Here is a 24,891-nt window from a genome sequence, read left to right as displayed (position 1 = left end):
GCTATAGCGAAGTGATTTTTGAATAGATCTGATGGAAAGCAGCGTTTTTCATTTCATTTAATTCTTCAGCAAGCTTCACCGCTTCACTTTTCTTTTGTTCGACTGTTGCGCGGTCGAGTGTTTTCAGGAGGGACGCGATCTCCTCGTTTAAATTTTCCTCCCGTAAGCGCCAACCGGCCCTTTGTAACAAGTGCCAATTATCGGACTCGGCATCGCCGTCATATAAAAGAGCGGAACCGCAGCAAACCGAACTAACCGCCTTGGAAGGAACACAGACGTTTACCCATTCTTTCTTAAGAGAAGCAAGGTGCACGTCGATATATTTCATATCGACCCGGTTCACAAAGCCTAGAATTTCTACACCTGGCTTCCCTTCGGCGTAGGCCAGGACTTCCTTTGCCTTCGATCCGTACAAAGCAAGAACGAGTTTATGACGCTCCGGATTTAAGGTATCTATAAAGGATGTGATAAATTCGGTGGAGTGCGCTTCCCCGATATTGCCACAGTATCCAAAAATAATTTTTGTTTTGTTCTCCGCCCAGGACGGGGGGTTCATGGAGCCTTCTGATGTTTCTTTATAAATACCGCAAGGTAGGTTGGTGAAAGTTACATCCGCTCCGAATTTGTTTTGTAAGTAACGCGTCTGATACTCGCCTAGCGAAATAATATGCCAGGGCTTGTTCTTTAAAACGATCCGGTCAAGGAAGTTATAAATGAAACCTGACGTCGTTACGATTCGTCCTGATGAAAGCGCTTCCGGGAACAAATCCATGGACCACAAGATCCATTTTTGTTTCTTTTTGAAGATGAGAGCGGCACAGATGTTGAGCAACGGCGGCTCCGTCATGCAGATCGTTACGTCGGGCTTAAGCGACTGGGATTTTCTTAAAATTGAAATTCCCTCGTAGAGGTTGCTGAACAGCCGCAGGAATTTATTTTTCCCATTGTAGAACGTTTTGATCTTGTGGGAATTACCGATGGTCTTCTTCTGGACCGTACCTTTTCGGTAGTCCGCATCAACGTGTAATGCGTTTATTTGAATCCCCTTGTCTAATAGATACGCCGCCAGCTCTGCGGCAGATTCTCCAGTCATTCCAGAATTAGGAGGATAGCTCCTATTGACGATGTTAACGGTAATCGCTTTTTGTTGGTCCATGCTTCAAAAATCTCTACGAACGTATCTTTTAATGTTTTGGTGATATCCCAACCCGGAAAGTGCTATGATTTTAGCGGGCAAAGTTAGATTATTTTGAATAATTATTGGTATTTGGGCCTGTGAAGGTAAAATTGGGCATATTTAGCACTTTGACGTAGGCTCCATGAAGAACATGTTTTCAAGAATTCCGATAAGCGACATTCTGCTTACAGGCATATTGATTTTTCTACCGGCATCCATTCGAATCACAAATTATTTTCTTCTCCTGTTGGCGTTGCTTTTTGTTCTGACGCTCAACCGAAGCAAGCTTCGTAAACTCACCAGCGCACAAGTCAGGACGCCCTTACTGATTTCCATCCTGCCCTTCCTGTATATCATTCTTTCGCTCACGTATTCAAGTGACGTCCCCAGAGGATGGAAGGCCATAGAAACATACCTGCCGCTGTTGGCTTTTCCAATTATCTTCAGCACGCTGGAGACGAGAAACAGACCGGTGTTTTTTTTGCGGGCATTTGCCTGTGTCATCCTGGCGATGTGTGTGATCTGCACGACGTATGCCTTGTATAATTTCTTTTTTCTTCCCGAGGGCAACCAACTAACGGTAGGCGATAGCTACAGCGCTGTCCATTCCCGGTGGAATGCTTTGTCGAACACGAGTTTGATGGAGCCCTTTGACATTAGTCCGATCTACATGTCGTTGTATGTGTCGTTCGCGTTGTTCATTTGCGTCACCGAGCAAAGTATTAAAACCTCATGGAAGATCGTGCTGGTGGCCATCCTCATCGTTTTTCAACTGCTGGCGAGCAGTAGAATTGGCATTGCAGCTTTGCTCCTTTCAGGGTGTGCCTCGATCTTTATCTTCAGAGAAAAATTAAGGGCTTACTACAAACCGATAGCCGTGGTCTTTGTGATCACGGTAACCTCGCTTGTTTTGTTGGTTTTTTATAATCCAGTACTGGAGAAGCGGCTCATGGGCGACTTGTCAAAATTTGACATTCCCGAGGATGTCTCCGGTTGGAACGGCATCAACATACGGACCGCTGTATGGACCTGCTCCATTCAATTATTTAAGGAATCACCGGTCATAGGGTATGGGACGGGATCCTTGTCTGAAGTACGACAAGCTTGTTACAAAAATTATTCTTTTTACGGACCCTTCGGAGATGATTTGAATTGTCACAACCAATATTTCGATTTTGGCCTTACAGGAGGAGCTTGCTTATTGATACTCTTTTTGGGCCTCTTGGGATATTCATTCTGGGATGGAATGAAAAAGCAGTCACCACTACAGATGATTTTTGTGATGCTTTTTATCATAACCTGCCTGGGCGAATCTCTGATCGAAACGCATAAAGGCGTCGTGTTCTTTTGCTTTTTCAATTCGCTCTTTCTTTTCCGAACACAAAGTGGAGAAATGAAGATCTGAAAATAATCACATGCCTTGCCACGCGCTGGCTGACCGGGAGGATATCGCAACTATGGAAGCGTTAACAATGGGATCATGGCATTTTCTTTAACAGCATCCCTCGTTATTTACAATAACGACCCGGGAACTTTGGCGAACACGATCACCAGCTTTCTCCATTCGACGCTGCCCGGTAAACTCATTATCTGCGATAACTCGGAGCAGCCGACCCGTTTGGACTTGATGCAAGATCCGCGATGTCATTGTATTTTCAACAGTCAAAACGTCGGATTCGGAGCCGCTCACAACATCGCTATGAAACAGATCCTGGAGGAAGCGAAGTATCATGTGATCCTCAATCCCGATGTCATGTTTGATGCAGGGGCGTTGGAAAAACTGTACGATTACATGGAGCGCAATCCTGACATTGGCCTGCTGTTGCCCCGCGTTTCGGATTTTAAGGGGGAACCAAAATTTCTCTGCAAGCGACTTCCCGCGCCCCTCGACCTTTTGATACGAAGGTTCGGCTCAAAATTTATGCAGGCGATCTTTGAAAAAAGACTGATGCACTATGAAATGCGCGACAAAGATTACAGCCGTCCGTTTGAGGCGCCCTACCTGTCCGGGTGCTTTATGTTTTTTCGCGTGGACGCCCTAAAGAAAGTCGGCCTTTTCGACGAACGCTTCTTTATGTATATGGAAGACGTTGACCTCTCCCGAAGAGTCCACCGGCATTTCAAAACCGTGTACTATCCCGAGGTTCATATTCGTCATGGGCACGCCCGTGAGTCCTACCGCTTTAACCGGCTCTTGTTTGCGCACATCAGATCGGCCATTCGCTACTTCAACAAATGGGGCTGGTTTTTTGATGCCGAGCGGAGCGAAGTGAACCGCCATCTATAGAAACCCGGTAGAATTAGCTCGGATTCTACCCGAATTCTTTCAATTCCTTCCAAATTCACTATTTTTACCCACTTTTGAATTTTCTATGGCTGTAGAGCTTGCCGCTGCGATTACGTCGTTTGTCATCTCCTTTCTCATCGTTCCGGTGATTATCAAATACTCCCTGCGGAAGAACCTCGTGGACGTTCCCGGGCGGCGCAAGATCCATAAAAAGGTTACCCCATCCATGGGGGGCATCGCCATCTTCATCGGCTTTTTTATCTCCTCCCTCATCTGGATCGACATCCAGGGGTGGGGCAATATCAAATTCATCCTCGTAGCCCTGTTCGTCATCTTTTTTATCGGCGTGCGCGACGACCTGGTTCCCCTGAGACCTCTTATCAAGCTCATGGGGCAGATCATGGCGGCCTCGCTGGTCATCTTCTTGTTCGACTTGCGCATCCGCACATTCTATGGCCTTTTCGGGGTCAATGAGCTGCCTACGGTAATCAGCTACGCCATCACCTATTTTACCATCATCGTCATCACCAACTCGTTCAACCTCATCGACGGGCTCGACGGCCTGGCGGGCACCATTGCCATTGTGGCGTTGCTTTCCTTTGGTGTGTGGTTCTTTTTGGTTGGCGAAGACATCTTTTCCATCCTTTCCTTTGCCATGCTGGGCGCCATCTTTGCGTTCCTGATTTTCAATTGGGAGCCGTCGGAGGTCTTCATGGGCGACACGGGGGCCCTGGTGATCGGCATGATGCTGGCCATCCTGGTCATCCACTTTATCGACGTCAACTATGCCTTGCCGGCCATGGCGCCCTATAAGTTCAATGGCTCCGTGGGGTCGGCGGCATGTTTCATTATTATTCCCCTGGTCGATACGCTCCGGATCGTCATCCTGCGGCTCTCCAAGGGACAGTCGCCGTTCAAGCCCGACAAAAGCCATATTCACCACGCCATCATGCGGCTAGGCATGACCCACAGCCAGACCACCCTCATCCTGGGCGGTGTTCAGCTCTTGTACATTTCGCTGGCCATTGCCTTCAATCACCTGTCGGATATGTATGTGTTATCGGGGTTGGTGGCTTTGTCGTTTTTGTTGAGCGTCACGCTGGACCGGCTCATCATCAACAAACTGTCGGATTAGGTCGGACTGTGGCCTGGGCGATTGACAAATGCCCGCGTAAAACCGTATTTTTGGAGCTTTATAGAGTGTTTCATGGAAGAAAGAATTCAAACCCTGCTCAATGAAGTGAATGCCTACGCCGCCGGCGACAAAGCCGCGCTGGAGGCTTTCCGGCTGCGCTATGTGAGCAAGAAAGGTGCTGTGAGCGAGCTGTTCGAAGAGTTGAAGCAGGTGCCCGTCGAGCAAAAGAAAACGCTGGGCAAAGTGCTCAATCAACTGAAACAGACGGCCGAGGCCCGCTTACAAGAATTGACCGAACAATTGGAGTCGGCCCCGGTGTCGAGTGCCGAGATCGACCTCTCGTTGCCGCCCATCCCAAACCAACTGGGCAACCTCCATCCCCTGTCGCTCACCCGCTATCGCATCATCGAGATCTTCGAGCGCCTGGGTTTCAATGTGGCCGACGGCCCGGAAATTGAGGACGACTTTCACAACTTCTCGGCACTAAACTTCCCCGAGAACCACCCCGCCCGCGAAATGCAGGACACCTTTTTTATCGAGAAGAAAAGTGCCGGCAGCCAGCAGGATATTTTGTTGCGCACCCACACGTCGAACGTGCAGATCCGCATGATGGAAAACCAGAAGCCTCCCATCCGGGCCATCATGCCGGGAAGGGTATATCGCAACGAGGCGATCTCGGCCCGGGCGCACTGCTTCTTCCACCAGGTAGAAGGCTTGTATGTGGACAAGAACGTGGGCTTTGCCGACCTTAAGCAAACGCTCTATCACTTTGCCAAGGAAATGTATGGCAAGGACTCGAAGATCCGTTTCCGGCCGTCGTACTTCCCCTTCACCGAGCCGAGCGCCGAGATCGACATCTCGTGTCTCATCTGCAAGGGCGTGGGTTGCAACGTATGCAAGCACACGGGTTGGGTAGAGATCGCCGGCTCCGGCATGGTACACCCCAACGTGCTGCGCAATTGTAACATCGACCCGGAAGAATACACGGGCTTTGCCTTCGGTATGGGCATCGAGCGCGTGACCATGCTTCGTTATCAAATTAATGACCTTCGGTTGTTCTCCGAAAACGATGTTCGTTTCCTGCGACAGTTTCAACCGGTAGTGTAAAAAAAAATATGATGGTTGAGTCCATAAAAAACGTGGCCATAATCGGCGCCGGCACCATGGGCCAGGGCATTGCCCAGGTGTGTGCATTGGCGGGTTACCCGGTCATGCTCTATGACACACAACCCGAAATAACAAAGACCGCCATCGCCAACGTCCGCAAGCGCTTGGAAATGGCGGTGGAGAAAGGCAAGCTGTCGGCCAACCTGAAAGATGAAGCGCTGGCGCGTATCGTAGCCGTTGGCGATTTCCGTCAGCTGCAGGTCGACATTGCCATCGAGGTGGTGGTGGAGAAGCTGGATGTGAAACAAAAGATCGTGGCCGAACTGGAAAAACTCAACGCCATCGACTGCATCCTGGTGAGCAACACGTCGTCTTTTCCCATCACACAGATCGCGTCGGTGATGAAGCACAAGAACCGTTTCGCGGGACTTCATTTTTTCAATCCCGCGCCGGTGATGAAACTGGTAGAAATTATTCGTGGTGCCGCCACCAACGACCATACGATCAAGGTACTCGAAGCGTTTGTAGAGAGCCTGTCGAAGATCTCGGTGATGGCCACCGATTCGCCGGGCTTTATTGTGAACCGGATCGCCCGGTTATTCTACGCCGAATCCCTGAAGATCGTGGAGGATGGCGTTTCGGATTTTCAGACGGTCGACCGGTTGCTGAAAGAGACGGGATTCAAGATGGGACCGTTTCAATTGATGGACCTCATTGGGGTGGACACGAACTTCGCGGTGACCACCAGCATGTATAACGCGTTTCATCACGAACCCAAATTCAGGCCCAGCCGTCTCCAACAACAGAAAGTGGATGCAGGACAACACGGACGTAAAAGTGGAAAAGGTTTCTATGAATATCCTCAAACAGATCAATAGTGCATGGCCCACCCGTTGGGCTGTCGTCTTCCTTTTTTTATTCTTAAACTGCTCGCCCGACCAAAGCGACGACCCCATCCCATACCAGCCCTTTGCTGACATTGTGATGAACCTCAACCTGCCAGAGAACACGGGCTTGCGGTCCACGGGAGGCTATCGCTACATTGGCGGGGGCATCCGGGGGATCATCCTGTATAACCAGGGATCTAATGTTTTTTATGCCTACGAGCGCAACTGTTCTTTTCACCCGAACGATGCCTGTGCCACCGTAAACGTGGATGTGTCTACACTGTTCATGATCGACCCGTGCTGCAATTCGCAGTTCAATTTTTCCACCGGCAACCCTCAAGGCGGCGCCGCATCGCGACCGCTAAGAAAATACCGCACAACGCTGCTCGCCAATACGCTCACCATTACGGATGAGATCGTAGATCAATAAGATCAAAGATTTTTTTGGAAGGATAAGCATGAACCGGTACCGTCAACGACAGTACCGTTTCATGCATTTTCAAAATATTGGGAAGCTTACGCCGAATTCCGCGCAGCGTTAATAATTCCAAACATACACCGCACCACCAGTGACCGGTATTGTTTTTCAAAAGGCTTATCGGCAGCCTCCATGTTGCGCAGCTGCTGCAGGGCGAATTGCTGGATAGTGATCAGCGGTAACACAATGCGCTCGCGCAACTTCACCGAATCGCGGTTCGTCGGCGTGTTGTCCATCAACTCCGTGAGTCCGGACACTTCCAGGATCATCTGGGCGGAGAGCTTGTATTCGGCATGCATCTTTTTCCAGAACTCGCTGAACTCTTTGTCCTTGGCCAGGTAGGCCGTGGCGGGATAATACGTTTTGGTGAGCGACATCATACTGTTGCTCAACAGCGTGCGGAAGAAAAGCGATTCGTTGAAAAGATTTTTTATCTCGCGAAACTTGCCTTGTTTTTTCAATTCTTTCAGCGCCGTGCCCACACCATAAAAGCCGGGAATGTTTTGCTTCATCTGCGCCCATGAGCCCACGAAAGGAATGGCGCGCAGATCTTCAAACTTCAAACTTCCGGAATTGCGTTTCACGGGACGCGATCCGATGTTGATGTCGCCAAAGAACGAAAGCGGCGTGATCTTTTCCAGGTAGGGAACAAACTTGGGATGCTTCTTCAGGTCGAGATAGGCCTTGTGGCCTTCTTCCGCCAGGGCATTCATGAGACTGGTCTCGTCTTCCTTGAACTGGTGTTTCTTTTTGAACACGGAGTTCTCGATGCCGGCCGACAAAAGCTGCTCGATGTTGTAGCCGCACGACACCGGCTTGCCAAAATTCGAGCTGATGGTTTGCCCCTGGATGGTGATCTGCACTTCCTTGTCTTCAATGGTGTCGCCCAGCGATGCATAGAAGTCGTGGGTGTTGCCACCCCCGCGTGCGGGCGGGCCACCGCGGCCGTCGAAGAACACGGCGGTGAAGCCGTTCTCGCGCGTAATGCGCGTCAGGTTTTCTTTGGCCTGGAAGATGGACCAGTTGGCGCGCAGGTAGCCGCCGTCTTTGGTGCCGTCGGAGAAGCCCAGCATAATGGTTTGCTTGCCACCGCGGCGCTTGAGGTGTTCGCGGTAGGCTTCTACGTCATAGAGTTTGGCCATGATGCCAGGGGCATGGGCCAGGTCTTCAATGGTCTCGAACAGGGGCACGATGTCGAGCGACAGTTCGTCGTCCTTGCCCAGGATGAGCTTGGCCAGTTGATAGACGCGGATCACATCCAGCGCCGATTGGCAATTGCTGATCACATAGCGGTGACAGCCCTCCACGCCATTGTCTTCCTGGATCTGGCCGATGATGTCGATGCTTTCGATGAGCTCGCTCACAAACGTATCGTCGAACTTCATGGACGTGGGCTTGAAGGAGAGGCCGAGCAAGGTCTCGATCTTTTCTTCTTCCGACAGTTTGTCGAAGTTCTTGAGCGCTTTATTTTTTGATTTCAGTTTTTCGAAGATCGCCTCCCAGGCATAGGCGTGTTTGCGGCTATCCTGGCGGATGTCCATGCTGGCGAAATAGAAGCCGAAGATCCGCACCTTCAGGATGAAGTCGTCGAGCAAGCTCAGGAAGAGCCCTTTGTGGTCGCGGATCAACACCTCGCGGGCTTCGAACAGGTCGTTGAGCAATTCGTCGGGGTGGCCGTAGATCTCACCTCCGAAACCACCGCCAAAAGCCATGGGATATATTTTGCGTTCGATGCGTGCAATGATGTGGTCAAGGCCTTTGAAGGTGAGGCGGCGCTTCAGGAAACGGATGTCGCGGTAGTAGCACTTCATCAGGGTTTGCTGCAGGTTTTGGGCCACCCTCACGGTGATCTCGTGCGTCACGAACGGGTTGCCGTCGCGGTCGCCGCCGGGCCAGAAGCCGATCTTGATCAGGTCGTAGTTGGTCCATTCTTCCAGCTTCATGTTCAGCCCCGTCATCAGTTGGGTGATGATCTCGGGGATGACGTTGTAGAAGACATTTTCGAGGAACCACGACAGGCTCACCGCCTCGTCGAAGGGCGTGGGCTTTTCTTTGTTGATGAAGGCCGTCTTTCCCAGTTGGCGCAGCAGCAGGTTGATGTGCTCCAGGCGGTTTTCGTGAATGGCCTCTTCCAGGTCGTTGAGGATGGCCAGCACGTTGCCGGGGTAGAACTGGGTAGGGTGGGCTGTGAGTACGATGCGCACGCTGAAGTCTTCCAGACGTTTCTTCAGGTCATCGAGGAGGTTTTCGGCGTTGGCGCGGAGTAGCAGCTCCGAAACGCTTCCCTTGCCCTTCAGGTCGTTGATTTCCGCGAAAGCGGAATCTTCCACGGAGTCGAACAGCACCACCTGGCGCTCGATGTATTGAATGAAATTGAACAACAGGTTGAACTGCTCTTCGCGGGTAGCCTGGGGTGTATAGTTGGCAAAAAATTTCTTGATGATGGTCTTCGGATCCTTCCCTTTCTCATAGTCGCTTTCGCACGATTGCTGCAATAGGGGAAGTAAGGTCCCGGTACGATAAATGCCCGTGTAGGGAAGGTTGAGAAAAAGGCTGTTATACATGTGATAACGTGTGGAAACAGCCTCGTTGAATTGACTTGCCATGGGTTTGATTTGAACGCTAACAAAGTTATCAAATCCTCCCTAGGGCGGCGATGGGCTCCGGTGAATTGCAGATTTTATTTTCGAAAACGTTTACGGGATAAGAAAGCCCAAAGTATTCATTGGACACATCCCGCAGGCAGGGCACGCCCGTGTGTGATGTTTCCAGGATCGTTAAACAAAAAAAGCAGAAGCCGTTGGATACGGCTCCTGCCTTCGTGATCGGTCTCGGGGATGGCTGGATTAGGGCATCACTTCGCCGCTAATGTTCAACACCACGGCGCCGCCGCCGGTGTTGGCATTCACGGTGATCGTTTTGTTGAACACCCCGGCCCGGGCGGCATTGTAGGTCGCCTTCACAAATCCCTGGCCGCCGGGGGCGATGGGTTCTTTGCTATACTCGGCCACCGTGCAGCCGCAGGATGCCTGCACCGAGGCAATGACCAGGGCGTCGGAGCCGCTGTTGGTGAATTTGAACTCGTGGGTCACCGGCTTGTTGAGCGCGATCTTGCCAAAGTCAAAAGAGGTGACATTCCAGTTGAACGCAGCTACTTTGGCGGCGACCACCGAGGTGGACGCGGCGGCCGTGGCAGTGGGTGTGGATTGGGCCAACAGGGCCGTGGCACAGAGGCTAAAGAAGAAGCCTATCATACATTTTTTCATAGGTAAAAAGTTTTTGGTTTAAAATGAATCACAAAATGGTGGTGGACGATGGTGCCAAAACCCCGCCGGCTGCGCATTACAGGCGGTGTCGGGGTCACTTCCTCCCCCATCAACAACACAAAGCTCAGGAATGCCGTAAACACCCTTTGTTAACGGCTTTCTAAATTTTGTTAATGATCTGTTAATGTTTTTTAGCCCCTTCGGGCATTATCGTAACTTTAGCATGTGAAAAGTTCAACCATCCGTCTGGTCGTCATCCTGGCAGCGCTCTGCATCGTGGGCATCACCATCACGCAGATCTATTGGGTGCGCCGCGCCTTCGATTTGAAGGAGGCCGAATTTGAGCGCACCGTGAACACCGCCCTCTACAATGTGGCGCAGCGGATCTATGAGATGAACAAGACCCCATCGCCGGCCAACAACCCCGTGAAGCAACTGTCGACCAACTATTTTGTGGTGATGGTGAACAGCGAGATCGATGCGGGCATTTTGGAATTTTTGCTGCGCAATGAATTTGAAAAACGCGGCATCGTGGCCGACTTTGAATATGGTGTCTACGATTGCCACAGCGAACGCATGGTCTATGGCGACTATGTTCCCATGCAGACGGCAAAAGAAAAAATAACCAGTAAAAGACTGCCGCAGTGGGCCAACGAAGGCTATCACTTTGGCGTCCAGTTCCCGAACCGCGCCGCACACATCACAAACCAAATGGGCATCTGGTCATTCTCGTCGGTGGTATTATTGCTGGTGATCGTGTTCTTTTCCTACACCTTGTTCGTGATCCTGAAACAGAAAAGGCTTTCCGAAATTCAGAAAGACTTCATCAACAACATGACGCACGAATTTAAGACGCCGATCGCCACCATCGCCGTGTCCACGGAAGTGTTGAAAGATCCGGGGATCGTGCACCAGCCCGAGCGCCTGTTGAACTACACTACCATCATCGAAAAGGAGAACCTCCGCCTGAAACAACAAGTGGAGCGCGTGCTGCAAATGGCCCGCCTCGATAAAGAAGACATCGGTTTGCGCAAAGAGCGCGTGGACGTGCACAACCTCATCGAAGACTCCATCCGGCACTCAGCGTTGCCGTTGCAGGAGCGCGAGGGCTGCGTGGCCTTTGAGTTCAACGCCCGCCAACACGAAATGGAAGGCGACAAACTTCACCTCACCAACGTGTTCAATAATTTGGTCGACAACGCCATCAAGTATTGCAAGACCATCCCAAAAATACTGATCCGCACCACCAACGATGCCCGCGGCCTGCTGGTGGAAGTGCACGACAACGGTATTGGCATCGGCCCCGAAAATCAAAAGCGCGTCTTCCAGAAATTCTATCGCGTGCCCACCGGCAACGTACACGACGTGAAAGGCTTTGGACTGGGGTTGAGCTATGTGAAGACCGTGGTGGAAGCCCACAAAGGCGGCGTGTCGCTGCAGAGCGAGTTGGGTAGCGGAAGCATATTCAAGATCTACCTGCCGTTTGCCTGAGCAGAAAAAACACAACCGGATGAGCGATAGCAAAAAAATATTACTCGTGGAAGACGACCCCAACCTCGGTTTTGTCATCAAAGACAACCTGAGCATCAAGGGCTACGACGTCACCTTGTGCAAAGACGGCGAAGAGGGTGAACGCAGCTTCTTCGAACATCCTTACAACCTTTGCATTTTTGATGTCATGCTTCCGCGCAAGGATGGGTTCTCGCTGGCCCGCAGCGTGCGCGAAAAAAATAAAAGCATCCCCATCCTCTTCCTCACCGCCAAGTCGATGATGGACGATAAGTTGGAAGGCTTCCAGGCCGGCGCCGACGACTACATCACCAAGCCGTTCAGCCTCGAGGAGTTGCTTTGCCGCATCGAAGTGTTCATGCGCCGTGGTGCTGTGCAGCCGGGCAGCGACGAGAAACGATTTTTCCTGGGCAACTTTGAATTCGATTTTTCGAACCTCACGCTCAAAAATCACAAAACCGAAAAGACACTCACCCAAAAAGAAGCCGACGTGCTCCGGCTCCTCTACCTCAACCGCGAGCGCGTGCTCAAGCGCGAAGAGATCCTGAAGCAAGTGTGGGGCGACGACGACTATTTTATGGGCCGCAGCCTCGACGTGTTCATTTCAAAACTCCGGAAATATTTGAAAGACGATCCCAGTGTACAAATCGTGAACTATCACGGTGTGGGATTCAAGCTGGAAGCCTAGTCCTGGAAGATTTGTTTTCAATACCTACCACATCAAAATAAAAAAGCCCACCGCCTGTTGAAGACGGTGGGCTTTTTCTATTGAAGCAAATGCTTATTGAAGCTTTCTCAAATTGCTGTTCCCTCTACTGTAGGAGAAGTAAATGACCAACCCGAGGATCATCCAACCGCCTGCAGCTAATAAGGTTTCCTGCGGGAGGGAGAAGATCATTGCCGAGCAAATAAGAATGCCCAGAATCGGAACGAGCGGTACCAGGGGCGTTGTGAACGGGCGCACAGCCTCCGGATTTTTTCTACGCATTACCCAGACACCAGCGCATACCATCACGAACGCGAACAAAGTTCCAATACTCGTTAAGTCACCAGCCACTTTGCCGGGGACGAATGCGGCGAACAGACCTACAAATACAAACAAGATCATGTTGGATTTGTATGGTGTTCTGAATTTAGGATGCACTTCGGCAAACACTTTGGGGATTAGCCCGTCGTTGGCCATCGAATAGAATACACGGGATTGCCCCATCAACATCACCAGGATCACAGAAGAAAATCCGGCAAGGATCGCCACGGAGATCAACGTTGCCAGCCAGCCATAGCCGGGCATGTAGTGTTGAATGGCATAGGCCACCGACGCTTCCTTGCCCACGGTCTTGAACTCTTCCCAGTTGGCAATGCCCGTCAGCACGCGCGAGAAGAGAATATACAACAGCGTACAAACGATGAGTGAACCCAAAATACCGATAGGCATATCGCGCTTCGGATTTTTCGCTTCCTGTGCAGCCGTAGAAACAGCGTCGAAACCAATGAAAGCAAAAAACACAATAGCCGAACCTCCCAGCACACCGCCCCAACCATGACGGTTGAAAGCTTCGTGGCCCGGTGCGTTCTCGGGAATGAGGAACGGCGTGTAGTTATCGGGGTTGATGAACTGCCAGCCCAGGGCAATAAAGATCAAGACAATAGACACTTTCACAAACACAATGATGGCATTGACCATCGCCGATTCTTTTGTGCCTTTGATGAGGATCAGGGTGAGGATGAGGAGGATCAGCAATGCCGGCAAATTGATGATACCGGAAACACCGTCGACCGATTGCTCCATCGGCGAATGGCACCATTGATACGGTATGGTCCCCCCTAGAAGATTGTTGAGGTATTCGCTCCATGCAATGGACACGGTGGCGGCTGCCAGCGCATATTCCAGCACCAGGGCCCAGCCGATGATCCAGGCGATGAATTCGCCCATGGTCACATACGCATAGGTGTAGGCGCTTCCGGCCACGGGGATCATGGAAGCAAATTCGGCATAGCACAGGCCGGCAAAGGCACAACCCACGGCTGCCACAATAAAGGAAATCACTACTGCAGGACCGGCAGCTTCGCCTGCCGCCGCGGCCGTTCGCACAAATAAACCGGCACCGATAATGGCGCCAATGCCCAGGGCGATCAGGTTGCCCGCGCCCAGGGTGCGCTTCAGGCCCTTTTCGGAGTCGCCCGTCTGCATGAGCTGTGCTAAAGGCTTTTTGATAAACAAACTCATTGTTATTCTTCTTAAGGTTAGGTGAAATTTTAAGTGCCTAAAAGTAAGAAGAATAATGTATTTGGCTAACGCTTATTAGTTTTCACGGAATAAAATTCTTCCGCAACCGAAAGGCAGCCATCGAAAAAAAAGAACAGAAAAATGAATTCGGGCGAATTTCAGACCTGTGGCGAATCCGTGGGTTTCTCCACGGTTTCCTGAGGGGGCTCCTCGTTCACGGGCGGGATGGCAGCTGCTGGCTCCGGGTGTGTTTCCAGGGATTCGCCATGGAAGCGCTCACCAAAATACCGGCGCTGGAAAATGAGGATGATCACCACCCCGATGAAAATGGAAGAGTCGGCGATGTTGAACACCGGGCTGAAGAAAAGAAAATAATCTCCCCCAACATAGGGCACCCAAGTGGGCCACGTATAGTCGAACAAGGGGAAGAACAACATATCGATCACCTGCCCATGAAACCAGGGCGTAGGCGAGTTTGCGGGGTGGTTGTTGAGGAACACGCCATAGAACGTGCTGTCGATCACGTTGCCCACAGCCCCGCCCAGGATCAACGCCATGCACCAAAGAAAGCCTTCGCTCGATCCCCGCTTGGCCATCTTCACCAAATAGTAGCCAATGCCACCCATGGCTGCAATGCGGAAAACCGTCAAGGCCAATTTGCCAAACTCGTTGTGCCAGCGGATGCCGAAGGCCATACCCGGGTTAAGCAAGTAATGTAGTTTGAACCCGTACTGCTCGTTGCCGATCACCGTGATCTCCTGGTGCAGGTACATCAGGTTATGGACCAACAATTTTGAGGTTTGGTCCACGAGGATAACAGCCAGGGCAAGCAGGAAATATTTGTAAATCTTCATGATCAGCGTTGTGTTCCCGCGTTGACGGCCATGCGCGGGGGTGTTCCGTTAGTTGTTGTTTACTTTAATTTTCACTTTCAGTACCACATCGTCCATGTCCACGTCAACGGCATCGACTACGGAAGGTTTGATGTCGAGGGTCGTGGCCTGGGTTTCGGTTTGTATGTAGCTGCTGAAGTCTTTCAGCGCGGCATTTATGGCGTCGTCGGAGGGTTGCACTTCGATGGTGATCTTGTCGAGCACTTCCAGGCCTGTTTCTTTGCGCAGGTTTTGGATGCGGTTCACGAAATCGCGGGCGATGCCTTCCTTCTTTAATTCTTCGGTGATGGTGATGTCGAGCGCAACGGTGAGCTCGTTCTCCGTGGCCACTGCCCAGCCGGGGATGTCCTCAGAAGTGACGAGCACGTCTTCCAGCACGAGGTCGTAGCCACCCTTGGAAAGCGTGCCTTTGCGTTCGATCTGCTGAATGTCTTCTTTGGTGAAGGTGTTCACCACGGCGGCAACATCCTTCATCTTGGGACCATATTGTTTACCCAGTTTGGCAAAGTTGGGTTTCACCTTCTTCACCAACACACCGGACGTGTCGTCGATATACTGGATGTATTTCACGTTCACCTCGGCCAGGATGATCTCCTCTACCGACTTGATGCGGGCGGCAAACGATTCGTCCAACGCGGGCAGGAGGATTTTTTCCAGCGGGGTTCGCACTTTGATCTTGCTGTTCTTGCGGATGGAGTGCACCAGCGAACAAATGCGCTGCGCATAGTCCATGGATTTCTCCAACGCAGCATCTATGCGGCTGGGAACGGCCTGGGTCAGGTCGGTCAGGTGGGCAGAGATATGGCGGAACGGCGAATGCGAGGCGATGGCGCGGTCGCGGATGCTGTCGGTCAGGTTTTTATATAACCACTCGGCATAGAACGGTGCGATCGGCGCCATGAGCTGCGCGGTCACCGTAAGGCATTCGTATAGCGTTTCGTAGGCCGCCTTTTTGTCGGTCGACATTTCCCCTTTCCAGAAGCGCTTCCGGTTCAGGCGCACATACCAGTTGGAGAGGTGATCGTTCACAAACTCCTGGATGGCGCGGGCCGCGCGGGTGGGCTCGTATTCGTCGTAGGCCTTGGTCACTTCGATGATGAGCGATTGCAGCTTGGAAATGATCCAACGATCCAGGTGATTCAACTGGTCGTAAGGAACATTGTTCAGTTCTTCTTTTTCAAATCCGTCGATGTTGGCATACAGCGCGAAGAAGGAATACGTGTTCTGCAACGTGCCAAAGAAACGGCGCTGCACTTCCACGATGCCCTCGAAGTCGAACTTGAGGTTGTCCCACGGCGGCGCGTTCTCGATCATGTACCAGCGGACGAGGTCGGGACCGTATTGGGCCAGCGCCTCGAAGGGGTTCACCACATTGCCTTTGCGCTTCGACATTTTGTTGCCATTCTTGTCGAGCACCAGGCCGTTGGAGATCACATTTTTGAAAGCGACGCTATCGCATAACATCACGGCGATGGCGTGCAAAGTAAAGAACCAGCCGCGGGTTTGGTCCACGCCCTCGGCGATGAAATCGGCGGGATAGTTTTTATCAAAGATGTCTTTGTTCTCAAAAGGATAGTGCCATTGCGCATAGGGCATGGCGCCCGAGTCGAACCACACGTCGATGAGATCGGCCTCGCGATACATCGGCTGACCTGAAGAGCTCACCAACACCACATCGTCAACATAGGGACGGTGGAGATCGAAATCTTTTGGCAGCTCGGCTTTCATCAAGCCTGCTTTCACCGCCTTGGCTACTTCTTGATTTAATTCTTCGAGCGAGCCGATGCAAATTTCTTCCTTGTTGTCTTTCGTGCGCCAGATGGGCAGCGGTGTGCCCCAGTAGCGCGACCGTGACAGGTTCCAGTCCACCAGGTTTTCCAGCCAGTTGCCAAAACGACCTGTTCCCGTGGATTCGGGTTTCCAGTTGATGGTCTTGTTCAACTCCACCATGCGGTCTTTCAGCGCAGTGGTCTTGATGAACCAGGCATCCAGGGGATAATACAACACGGGCTTGTCTGTGCGCCACGAGTGCGGATAGGTGTGTTCGTATTTCTCTACCTTGAAAGCTTTGTTCTCTTCTTTCAGGATGATGGAGATGATGACGTCCGTGGTTTTGTAGTCGGGGTTCGTCTCATCTTCATCGGTATAGTTTTTCACATAAAAGTCATCGACACCGAGGGGCTTGTGGGTCTTGATGTGATATTTCGCCACACCTTCCTTCAGCCTTTCGCCGATCACCGAAATGAATTTTCCTTTTTTATCTACCGTGGGCACCTCGTTGCCACCTTCGTCTTTCACGGTCAGGGGAGGAATGCCGTTTTGTTTTGAAACACGGAAGTCGTCCGCACCAAACGTAGGCGAGGAGTGCACGATACCCGTACCATCTTCCGTAGTAACAAAATCACCGGCAACCACTTTGAACGCCTTATTGGCATCATACAGCGGTTGCACATACGGCATGAGTTGATCGTAGGCGAGACCCACCAACTGCGCGCCGGCAAATTCCTGCACCACTTTGTAGGGGATCGCTTTATCGCCTGACTTATACGCGTCGAGCGACAGGTCTTTGTTCTTCTCCGGAAAATATTTGCCCAGCAGATCTTTGGCCAACACCACGCTCACAGGTTTGAACGTGTAAGGGTTGAACGTATCCACTTGAACATAGCGGATCTTTTCTCCGACTACCAGCGCGGTGTTCGAAGGCAATGTCCACGGGGTGGTCGTCCACGCCAATAGCGACACTTCGCGTGTGGTGGCCTTGCGCAAAAATTCGGATGCGCTATCGGCCTTCAGGGTGAACTGGGCCACGATCGAAGTGTCTTTCACTTCCTTGTAGCAGCCGGGCTGGTTGAGCTCGTGCGAGCTGAGACCGGTTCCGTCGGAAGGGGAGTAGGGCTGAATGGTGTAGCCTTTGTAGAGCAGGCCCTTGTTGTAGAACTGCTTCAGGATCCACCACAGCGATTCGATGTATTCTCTTTCGTAGGTGATGTAGGGATGATCAAGGTCGACCCAATAGCCCATTTTCAGGGTGAGGTCGTCCCACTGGTCCTTATACATCATCACCGTTTCGCGGCACTTCTTGTTATAATCTTCGATGGAGATCTTGCGGCCGATGTCGTCTTTGGTGATGCCCAGTTGTTTTTCCACCTGGAGCTCCACGGGTAACCCGTGTGTGTCCCAGCCGCCTTTGCGCTTCACCTGGAAACCTTGCAGGGTCTTGTAGCGGCAGAAAATGTCTTTTACGGTGCGGGCCATCACGTGGTGAATGCCGGGCGTGCCGTTGGCCGACGGCGGGCCTTCATAAAACGTGAAAGAGGGAGCCCCTTCGCGGTTGCTGACCGATTTCTCGAAAATCTTTTCTTTTTTCCAGAAATCGAGGACTTCTGCTGCCACCTGGGCAAAATTCAACGCTTTATATTCCTTGTAAGGGCCGGCCATTCTGATAAATACGGTAAAATTGAGGTTTTCTGCTTTTTATAGCCCGCAAAGATATTTGTTTTTAGTAAACAGTCCACAGACAAAAACCTGTGCGGTCCCGGGCTTTTTTAGGGGCTGGGGAAGGCAAATTTTTGCCCTGAAGTGCACCTATTCTGCCGCCGAATGCCGGTTGTGGATCTTGATCTTGCTGAGGTCGATCTCCTCGTCCTCATGCTCGCCATAGAAGCTGGAATCGAAGTCCTCGATCAGGTCGCCCTTGCGGCGTTTTGGCTTGTCGAAGGTCATGATCAGCGCGGGGAGCAGGATCAGGTTGGTGAACATGGAGATCACCAGCGTCACAGAGGTAAGAATTCCCAGCGCAATCGTTCCGCCAAACGATGAGAAGGCAAAAATGATAAACCCGGCGAAGAGCACGACCGAGGTGTACATGATGCTTTTGCCGGTTTCCAGGATGCTATCGCTCACCGCCTTGGCGATAAAGAAATTGTTAGCCAGAATTTCCTGCCGGTATTTGGCCAGGAAACGGATGGAGTTGTCCACGGAAATACCAAAGGTGATGCTGAAGATCAGGGCTGTGCTGGCTTTGAGGGGAATATGAAAGAAGCCCATCAATCCCGCCGTGATGAGCAAGGCCAGCAGGTTGGGGATGAGTGAGATGATGATCATGCGCACATTGGCAAACAGGATGGCCATCGACAGCGTGATGAGGATGAACGCCAGCAGCAAGCTCTCCTGCAGGTTGGCGACGAGAAATTTATTTCCCTTGATAAAGATCTTTGACGTGCCGGTGATCGTGGTGATCACCGAATCTTTGGCCGTGGAGGTAAAGGTGGCTTTCATGCGCGGTTCGATCACCTGGTGCACCAGGGAGTCCAATCGCGTGGAGCCGATGTCGGCGATCTGGCACGAGATGCGCATCTTGCTGAAGGTGGAGTCGACAAACGATTTGTAGAGCCCGCTGCTGTCGGTTTGTCCTTTCATGTAGCGCATGATGAAGCCACCCTCCGCTTTCGTGGGCAGTGTATATTTCGCAGGGTTGTTGTTATAGAAGGCCTGCTTGGCCGCCTTCACAAACGTGAGCACGGAAATGGGGCGCGACATCATTGGGATAGAATCCAGAAAGTTCTCAAACTCGTCGACCTTCTGCAGGTTCTTCACATCCAGGATGGGCCTTCTCTTTTTGGTTTTGAATTCCACCATGATCTCCAGGGGCATGATGCCGCTGAAGTTGCTCTCAAAAAATTTCAGATCTCTCTTTACCTGGCTTTGTTCCGGCACATCGTCGACCATGAAGGCCACCGACCGGAGTTTTGAAATGCCATAGAGTGAAAGCAGGGCCACGGTGAGGGAAACGGCATAGATGGCCACCCTTTTGGTGTGTACCCAACCATCGACCACCTTTAAAAAGCCACCCATGATTTTAAAGTCGAGATGGCGCAAATGTTTTGGGGATGGCACGGGCAGCCAATACAAAATGCTGGGGATCATGACCAGGCTCACAAAGAACAAGGCCAGGATGTTGAGACCCGCCACAATACCGAACTCGCGCAGGATAATGATGTCGGTGGAGAGTAACGTAAGAAAGCCAATCGCTACCGTAAGATTGGTAAGAAACATCGCCAATCCCATTTTGCGCACCACGATGGTGATGGCTTCCATTTTGTCTTTTGTACGGGCAAACTCCAGGTGGTATTTGTTGAGCAGGTAAATCGCATTCGTCACACCGATGGTCACGATCACGGGCGGGATCAGCCCGCTCAGCAACGTGATCTTGAACGCGAAGATGGCCAGCGTACCCAACGTCCACACCACCAGGATGCCGATGATGATCATGGAAAACAGCACGGCCCGGAATGAACGGAAAAACACGAACATGATCAGCCCCGTAACAATTGCCGAGGCGAGCAGGAAAATATTCATCTCGCGTTTCAGTGCTTTGGCCACAACGGTACGGATAAACGGCAAACCGGCATAGCGAAGCTGGATATGTGTTTTGTCTTCAAATTTTTTCCCGGCATCCTGCAGCGACTGCGTCAAAGCTTCACGCTTTATCGAGTTCATCACTTCTTTCTTTACCGACACCAGCATCATGGTGGCCCCGTTGGAAGTGTTCACCAATTGGCTTTCGTAGAGTTTTTGCTCGGAGGCCAGGATCAGCAGGCTGTCGAGATCTTTTTGTGATGCGATGGTATCGTTGAAAATCGCGGCGAGGTAGAATTTGGCTTGGGCCGTGTCTTTCAGGATCATCTTCAGCACGGGGAGCGCCAGCACATTGGTGACGCCGTTGATTTTCTTAACGTCTTTGATGAGATCGCTGTAGGCTTTGAAATTGTCGAGCTTGTAGATGGCGCTGTCTTTCATGCCCACGGCAATGATGTTGGCGTCTTCGCCAAACTGGGCTTTGAAGTTGTCGAGATAGACCTGGTCGGGGTCGTTGGGGGGAACGGTGCGGGCAAATTCGTAGCTCATCTCTACCCGGGAGGCATAGTAGCCCATGACAAGGGTGATGGCGCCGATAATGATGCTCAGTAATAGCCTGTTTTTGATGATGGCTTCCGCAACTTTATTCCACATGATGAACGCGTCTGGTTAAGAATGCATGCGCTTTGGGGTGGCGCAATTTTCGGTCCAAAGCTAAGGATTTTTGGGGTTTTTGCGGGGCCCTCCTTCGCTGAAGCTTCGGCGGGCAAGTGAGCAACGTTGGAGCAAAGGCTTCCGGGCTTCCGTCAATAATAAAACCGGATGTAAAGCCTTTTTAGGCCATTCCTTTGATCTTGCGGTAGAGGGATAACGCATGCCTATCGGTCATGCCGGAAACAAAGTCGGTGATGAGCCGCAGCATGCCATAGACCTGGCCAGGCTGGCGCTCAATATCACTGCGGATATCCTCCGGGAGCAGGAGTTGGAGGTTTTGGTATTTTCGTGACTTCGTGCCGTTCATCAAATACCAGCCTGCGGTGGTGAATTCCTGTAAAAGTCCGGGCAACACCTCGTGGCCTGCGGCCTCGATCTCCACCACGGTGCGGGCGCGGTAGATCTTCTCGATGGAAATTTTGATGATCTCTTTTAAGGCATCGCGCGAAGGACAATGATCCGCCAGCGCCTGGTCGAATTTGCCGGCCAGTATAGCGTCTTCGTTGGCCAGGAAGAGCGACGAGCACTCGTCCATCAGGTCGCCGATGGCGAGGGCGCGCAGGTAGCCGATCTTTTCGGGGAGGCTGTGGAGGTGGTCCAGCTTGCCGAGCTTGGTTTTGTTTTTGGTGATCAATCCCTCGAACAACGCCCGGGCTTCTTCATAACTGACCAGCCCAAGGCTACACCCGTCTTCCAGGTCGATGATGCTATAACAAATATCGTCGGCGGCTTCCACGAGAAACGCGAGCGGGTGGCGCACAAAAGCGCAGTCGGCTGCGGGGATCAGCTCCAGGGCCTGGCCCACTTCGCGGAAGATCTCTTTTTCGCTTTCGAAGAACCCGAATTTCTTCTGGCTTCTCAGCGTCTTGTCGCGCTTCGGAAACCAAGCCGGGCAAGGGTATTTGGTGAACGCGCCCAGCGTGGCAAACGTGAGCTTGAGACCGTATTGATTTTTGTTAAGGATGCGGAAGCCCTGGGCGTTTCCTTCAAAGCGGGTGAGATCGCCCCACTCGGCGTCGCTCACTTTGTCTTTGAAGAATTGTCCCTGCGGGTGGTGAATAAAAAAATCGGAGAGCGCATCCTCGCCGGCATGACCAAAAGGAGGATTGCCCAGGTCGTGTGCCAGCGATGCCGCGGCCACGATGGCGCCAAAGTCAAAAAGGGAATGCGTCGCTTTCAATTCCGGGTGACGCTGCAGAATGATCTCGCCCACGCGTTTTCCCAACGACCGGCCTACACTGGAAACTTCGAGGCTGTGGGTGAGGCGTGTGTGCACAAAGTCGTGTTCGGGCAACGGGTGCACCTGCGTTTTGTCTTGCAGCCGCCGGAAGGGGTGCGAGAAAATGATGCGGTCATAGTCCTGCTCAAACGCGCTGCGCGAGGGCTCGGTGTTGGCCACCGGCTTTTGGCCTGTGCGTTGGGAGGAAAGTAGTTGATGCCAGATCATGAATGACGATGTTGATCGCTGTTGCGTTGGAACCGGGTATAAAAATCAGCGGGCAACCGCAACCTGGATCGCGATAGCCCGCACAAAGATATTATTTCTCATCAAAAGCCCGAGAAACCGCAGGCCTGGGATGGACAGGATCGTTATTCTTTCAAAACAAAATCGATGCACATCACCGCCGCCAAAATGAGCTGGCGCAACGGGTGGTTGGCGGGCACTTCGGGTTTGATCTGCAACACATAATTGTCGGCCGTGGTGAAAAACTCTTTGCCAAAGCCTGCCCATTTTTTGGTGACGTAGGCAAATTCCCGGTTGTCGCCGGCAATGAATTTGAAGTCCCAGCTCGTCCATTTGCCCTTCAGCGTGCAAAGCACCTGGTCGTTGGCATCCAGCACATCGAACTTGCCGCCGATGCTGAAAAACTTTTGTTTGAACTTGCCCACCAGGGCGCCGTTCTCGTCCAGCACTTCCACGGTGGAAATAAAGAACGACGTGCCGCGGCGCACCGAGACCACTTTTTCGCCTGCGGGCGTGCGGATCTCGATGTCGAATGGGGTCATGCGCTTGTAGTCGGTGAAACGAAACATCTTGGTGAAAAAGCCAAGGTTCTCTTCACGACATTCCAGGATGATCTGGTTGGACTCCGGATCGTAGATGTCGAAATTGTTGGCCGCTTTGAAAATGCCAGTGTGCTCCTTCACAAAGAAGAGCTCTCTGTTCAATACAGGGTTCATAGAATATAGAGGGATTGGTTAAGTTCGAAGGGGAGGGTGGAGGGGGTGTAGCGAAATAGTTATAATGAAACAGGCCATCGGTAAACGATGGCCTGTCGTATAGGATTAGATTTTTCTAAGCAAGTTATTGATCGAACAAGCATCGATCAATTGGGCTTTTACATCCGAAATTTTTACACGCTCTTGCTTCATCGTGTCGCGGTCGCGAATGGTAACGGTGTTGTCTTCCAGCGTTTGATGATCGACCGTGACGCAATAGGGTGTGCCGATGGCATCCTGTCTTCTGTAACGGCGGCCGATAGCATCTTTTTCTTCGTAGAAACAGTTGAGATCGAATTTCAATTCATTCATGATCTCCATGGCTTTTTCGGGTAAACCATCCTTCTTCATCAGGGGTAGAACGGCCACCTTGTGCGGGGCAAGGGGGGCTGGAATTCTCAAAACCACGCGGTCGCTTCCGTCTTCCAGTTTTTCTTCTGTGTAGGACTTGGACAGAATGGAGAGGAACATGCGGTCGAGGCCTACCGAAGTTTCAACTACATAAGGAATATAACTCTGATTTTCTTCCGAATCGAAGTACTGCAGTTTTTTACCGGAGTACTTTTCGTGATTTTTCAAATCGAAATCTGTGCGCGAGTGAATGCCTTCCAGCTCTTTGAAGCCGATCGGGAAATTGAACTGGATGTCGCACGCTGCGTTGGCGTAGTGAGCCAGGTTGAGGTGGTCGTGGAAGCGATAGTTTTCGGCGCCCAGGCCAAGCGTTTGGTGCCAGCGCATTCTTTTTTCTTTCCAGTATTCATACCATTGCATTTCTTCACCGGGCTTGACAAAGAATTGCATCTCCATCTGTTCAAACTCCCGCATGCGGAAAATGAACTGGCGGGCTACAATTTCATTGCGGAAGGCCTTGCCGATTTGCGCAATGCCAAACGGAATTTTCATCCGGCCGGTCTTTTGCACGTTGAGGAAGTTCACAAAAATACCTTGTGCTGTTTCGGGGCGAAGATAGATCTTGTTGGCATCGTCGGCCACGGAACCCATCTCGGTGGAGAACATGAGGTTGAACTGGCGCACATCGGTCCAGTTCTTGGTACCCGAAACAGGATCGGCGATGTCGAGGTCGATGATGATCTGCTTCATCGCGGCCATGTCGGCATTGCTGGTGGCGGTTTTGAGGCGCGCATTGGTGTCGTCGATCTTTTTTTGATATTCCAGCGTGCGCGGGTTGGTGGTGACAAACTTTTCTTTGTCGAACGACTCACCAAAGCGCTTAGCGGCTTTCTCCACTTCCTTTTCGATCTTCTCTTCCATCTTGGCGATGGCGTCTTCGATGAGCACGTCGGCGCGGTAGCGTTTCTTAGAGTCTTTGTTGTCCAGCATGGGATCGCTAAAGGCGTCTACGTGGCCGGAAGCTTTCCAGGTGGTGGGGTGCATGAAGATGGCGGCGTCGATGCCCACGATGTTTTCGTGGAGCAGGGTCATGAACTTCCACCAGTATTCCTTGATGTTGTTCTTTAGCTCGGCCCCGTTCTGCCCGTAGTCGTAGACTGCGCTGAGGCCGTCGTAAATTTCACTGGAGGGGAAAATGAAACCATACTCCTTGGCGTGGGAGATCACGTTTTTAAAAATATTGTCTTCTTGTGCTGCCATAGAACGGCAAAGATAATATTCG

18 protein-coding genes are annotated in these 24,891 nt (G+C 51.7%); 8 read left to right on the top strand and 10 right to left on the bottom strand.

What is annotated here, in order from left to right:
* Position 1: 1 nt before the first annotated feature.
* Positions 2-1,156, bottom strand: coding sequence for a glycosyltransferase family protein (locus BUB30_RS12395; RefSeq protein WP_073134079.1), 1,155 nt, complete (start codon positions 1,154-1,156; stop codon positions 2-4).
* A gap of 163 nt (positions 1,157-1,319) precedes the next feature.
* Between BUB30_RS12395 and BUB30_RS12390 the strand changes: the two genes are divergently transcribed.
* The 6 genes from BUB30_RS12390 (at position 1,320) to BUB30_RS12365 (ending at position 7,023) form a co-directional block, all read left to right on the top strand.
* Positions 1,320-2,582: an O-antigen ligase family protein gene (locus tag BUB30_RS12390; RefSeq protein ID WP_073134077.1), complete on the top strand. Its 1,263-nt coding sequence runs from the start codon at positions 1,320-1,322 to the stop codon at positions 2,580-2,582.
* A 75-nt stretch (positions 2,583-2,657) separates the two neighbouring features.
* The gene (locus BUB30_RS12385) at positions 2,658-3,464 is read left to right on the top strand and encodes a glycosyltransferase family 2 protein (RefSeq protein WP_073134075.1); all 807 of its coding nucleotides are present in this window, start codon (positions 2,658-2,660) and stop codon (positions 3,462-3,464) included.
* An 85-nt stretch (positions 3,465-3,549) separates the two neighbouring features.
* On the top strand, positions 3,550-4,599 hold the full coding sequence (locus BUB30_RS12380; protein WP_073134073.1) for a glycosyltransferase family 4 protein: 1,050 nt from the start codon (positions 3,550-3,552) through the stop codon (positions 4,597-4,599).
* Between the two features lie 72 nt (positions 4,600-4,671).
* Positions 4,672-5,706, top strand: a complete 1,035-nt coding sequence (pheS, locus tag BUB30_RS12375; RefSeq protein ID WP_073134071.1) for a phenylalanine--tRNA ligase subunit alpha — start codon at positions 4,672-4,674, stop codon at positions 5,704-5,706.
* Positions 5,707-5,714: 8 nt separating this feature from the next.
* Positions 5,715-6,584 (top strand): 3-hydroxyacyl-CoA dehydrogenase NAD-binding domain-containing protein, encoded by an 870-nt coding sequence (locus BUB30_RS12370; protein ID WP_073134069.1) that lies wholly within the window; start codon positions 5,715-5,717, stop codon positions 6,582-6,584.
* Positions 6,559-7,023, top strand: coding sequence for a Rieske (2Fe-2S) protein (locus BUB30_RS12365; RefSeq protein WP_084138045.1), 465 nt, complete (start codon positions 6,559-6,561; stop codon positions 7,021-7,023). Before BUB30_RS12370 ends, BUB30_RS12365 begins: the two co-directional genes overlap by 26 nt.
* Positions 7,024-7,109: 86 nt before the next feature.
* Here the strand turns inward: BUB30_RS12365 and BUB30_RS12360 are convergent, their stop codons facing one another.
* Both BUB30_RS12360 and BUB30_RS12355 read right to left on the bottom strand, forming a co-directional pair.
* Entirely contained in the window at positions 7,110-9,677 is a 2,568-nt protein-coding gene (locus BUB30_RS12360) for a phosphoenolpyruvate carboxylase (RefSeq protein ID WP_073134067.1), read from the bottom strand.
* A 240-nt stretch (positions 9,678-9,917) separates the two neighbouring features.
* A complete protein-coding gene (locus BUB30_RS12355; protein ID WP_073134065.1) occupies positions 9,918-10,337 on the bottom strand; it encodes a DUF1573 domain-containing protein in 420 nt (139 codons plus the stop codon).
* Positions 10,338-10,562: 225 nt separating this feature from the next.
* Here BUB30_RS12355 and BUB30_RS12350 point away from each other — a divergent pair, with 225 nt between their 5' ends.
* A complete protein-coding gene (locus tag BUB30_RS12350; RefSeq protein WP_073134063.1) occupies positions 10,563-11,828 on the top strand; it encodes a sensor histidine kinase in 1,266 nt (421 codons plus the stop codon).
* 19 nt (positions 11,829-11,847) lie between these two features.
* On the top strand, positions 11,848-12,534 hold the full coding sequence (locus tag BUB30_RS12345; protein WP_073135122.1) for a response regulator transcription factor: 687 nt from the start codon (positions 11,848-11,850) through the stop codon (positions 12,532-12,534).
* Positions 12,535-12,627: 93 nt separating this feature from the next.
* Here BUB30_RS12345 and BUB30_RS12340 read toward each other — a convergent pair whose 3' ends face one another.
* From BUB30_RS12340 to BUB30_RS12310, 7 genes are all read right to left on the bottom strand, one after another.
* The gene (locus BUB30_RS12340; protein WP_073134060.1) at positions 12,628-14,073 is read right to left on the bottom strand and encodes an amino acid permease; all 1,446 of its coding nucleotides are present in this window, start codon (positions 14,071-14,073) and stop codon (positions 12,628-12,630) included.
* 158 nt (positions 14,074-14,231) lie between these two features.
* The gene (locus tag BUB30_RS12335; protein WP_073134058.1) at positions 14,232-14,927 is read right to left on the bottom strand and encodes a lipoprotein signal peptidase; all 696 of its coding nucleotides are present in this window, start codon (positions 14,925-14,927) and stop codon (positions 14,232-14,234) included.
* A gap of 48 nt (positions 14,928-14,975) precedes the next feature.
* Entirely contained in the window at positions 14,976-18,404 is a 3,429-nt protein-coding gene (ileS, locus tag BUB30_RS12330) for an isoleucine--tRNA ligase (RefSeq protein WP_073134055.1), read from the bottom strand.
* A 147-nt stretch (positions 18,405-18,551) separates the two neighbouring features.
* Complete coding sequence (locus BUB30_RS12325) at positions 18,552-20,978, bottom strand: efflux RND transporter permease subunit (RefSeq protein ID WP_073134053.1); 2,427 nt, start codon at positions 20,976-20,978, stop codon at positions 18,552-18,554.
* 181 nt (positions 20,979-21,159) lie between these two features.
* Positions 21,160-22,485, bottom strand: coding sequence for a deoxyguanosinetriphosphate triphosphohydrolase (locus tag BUB30_RS12320; RefSeq protein ID WP_073134051.1), 1,326 nt, complete (start codon positions 22,483-22,485; stop codon positions 21,160-21,162).
* Positions 22,486-22,628: 143 nt separating this feature from the next.
* Positions 22,629-23,219: an LURP-one-related family protein gene (locus BUB30_RS12315; RefSeq protein ID WP_073134049.1), complete on the bottom strand. Its 591-nt coding sequence runs from the start codon at positions 23,217-23,219 to the stop codon at positions 22,629-22,631.
* Between the two features lie 105 nt (positions 23,220-23,324).
* The gene (locus BUB30_RS12310; protein ID WP_073134047.1) at positions 23,325-24,869 is read right to left on the bottom strand and encodes a glycine--tRNA ligase; all 1,545 of its coding nucleotides are present in this window, start codon (positions 24,867-24,869) and stop codon (positions 23,325-23,327) included.
* Positions 24,870-24,891 lie beyond the last annotated feature (22 nt).

Source organism: Chryseolinea serpens (genome assembly GCF_900129725.1).
Taxonomy (GTDB): Bacteria; Bacteroidota; Bacteroidia; order Cytophagales; family Cyclobacteriaceae; genus Chryseolinea; species Chryseolinea serpens.
This window is presented reverse-complemented; position numbering and strand designations above follow the sequence as displayed.

Coding starts and splice junctions, on each gene's coding strand:
- BUB30_RS12395 (WP_073134079.1), bottom strand. CDS start 1,156: ATGGACCAACAAAAAGCGATTACCGTTAACATCGTCAATAGGAGCTAT.
- BUB30_RS12390 (WP_073134077.1), top strand. CDS start 1,320: ATGAAGAACATGTTTTCAAGAATTCCGATAAGCGACATTCTGCTTACA.
- BUB30_RS12385 (WP_073134075.1), top strand. CDS start 2,658: ATGGCATTTTCTTTAACAGCATCCCTCGTTATTTACAATAACGACCCG.
- BUB30_RS12380 (WP_073134073.1), top strand. CDS start 3,550: ATGGCTGTAGAGCTTGCCGCTGCGATTACGTCGTTTGTCATCTCCTTT.
- pheS (WP_073134071.1), top strand. CDS start 4,672: ATGGAAGAAAGAATTCAAACCCTGCTCAATGAAGTGAATGCCTACGCC.
- BUB30_RS12370 (WP_073134069.1), top strand. CDS start 5,715: ATGATGGTTGAGTCCATAAAAAACGTGGCCATAATCGGCGCCGGCACC.
- BUB30_RS12365 (WP_084138045.1), top strand. CDS start 6,559: ATGAATATCCTCAAACAGATCAATAGTGCATGGCCCACCCGTTGGGCT.
- BUB30_RS12360 (WP_073134067.1), bottom strand. CDS start 9,677: ATGGCAAGTCAATTCAACGAGGCTGTTTCCACACGTTATCACATGTAT.
- BUB30_RS12355 (WP_073134065.1), bottom strand. CDS start 10,337: ATGAAAAAATGTATGATAGGCTTCTTCTTTAGCCTCTGTGCCACGGCC.
- BUB30_RS12345 (WP_073135122.1), top strand. CDS start 11,848: ATGAGCGATAGCAAAAAAATATTACTCGTGGAAGACGACCCCAACCTC.
- BUB30_RS12340 (WP_073134060.1), bottom strand. CDS start 14,073: ATGAGTTTGTTTATCAAAAAGCCTTTAGCACAGCTCATGCAGACGGGC.
- BUB30_RS12335 (WP_073134058.1), bottom strand. CDS start 14,927: ATGAAGATTTACAAATATTTCCTGCTTGCCCTGGCTGTTATCCTCGTG.
- ileS (WP_073134055.1), bottom strand. CDS start 18,404: ATGGCCGGCCCTTACAAGGAATATAAAGCGTTGAATTTTGCCCAGGTG.
- BUB30_RS12325 (WP_073134053.1), bottom strand. CDS start 20,978: ATGTGGAATAAAGTTGCGGAAGCCATCATCAAAAACAGGCTATTACTG.
- BUB30_RS12320 (WP_073134051.1), bottom strand. CDS start 22,485: ATGATCTGGCATCAACTACTTTCCTCCCAACGCACAGGCCAAAAGCCG.
- BUB30_RS12315 (WP_073134049.1), bottom strand. CDS start 23,219: ATGAACCCTGTATTGAACAGAGAGCTCTTCTTTGTGAAGGAGCACACT.
- BUB30_RS12310 (WP_073134047.1), bottom strand. CDS start 24,869: ATGGCAGCACAAGAAGACAATATTTTTAAAAACGTGATCTCCCACGCC.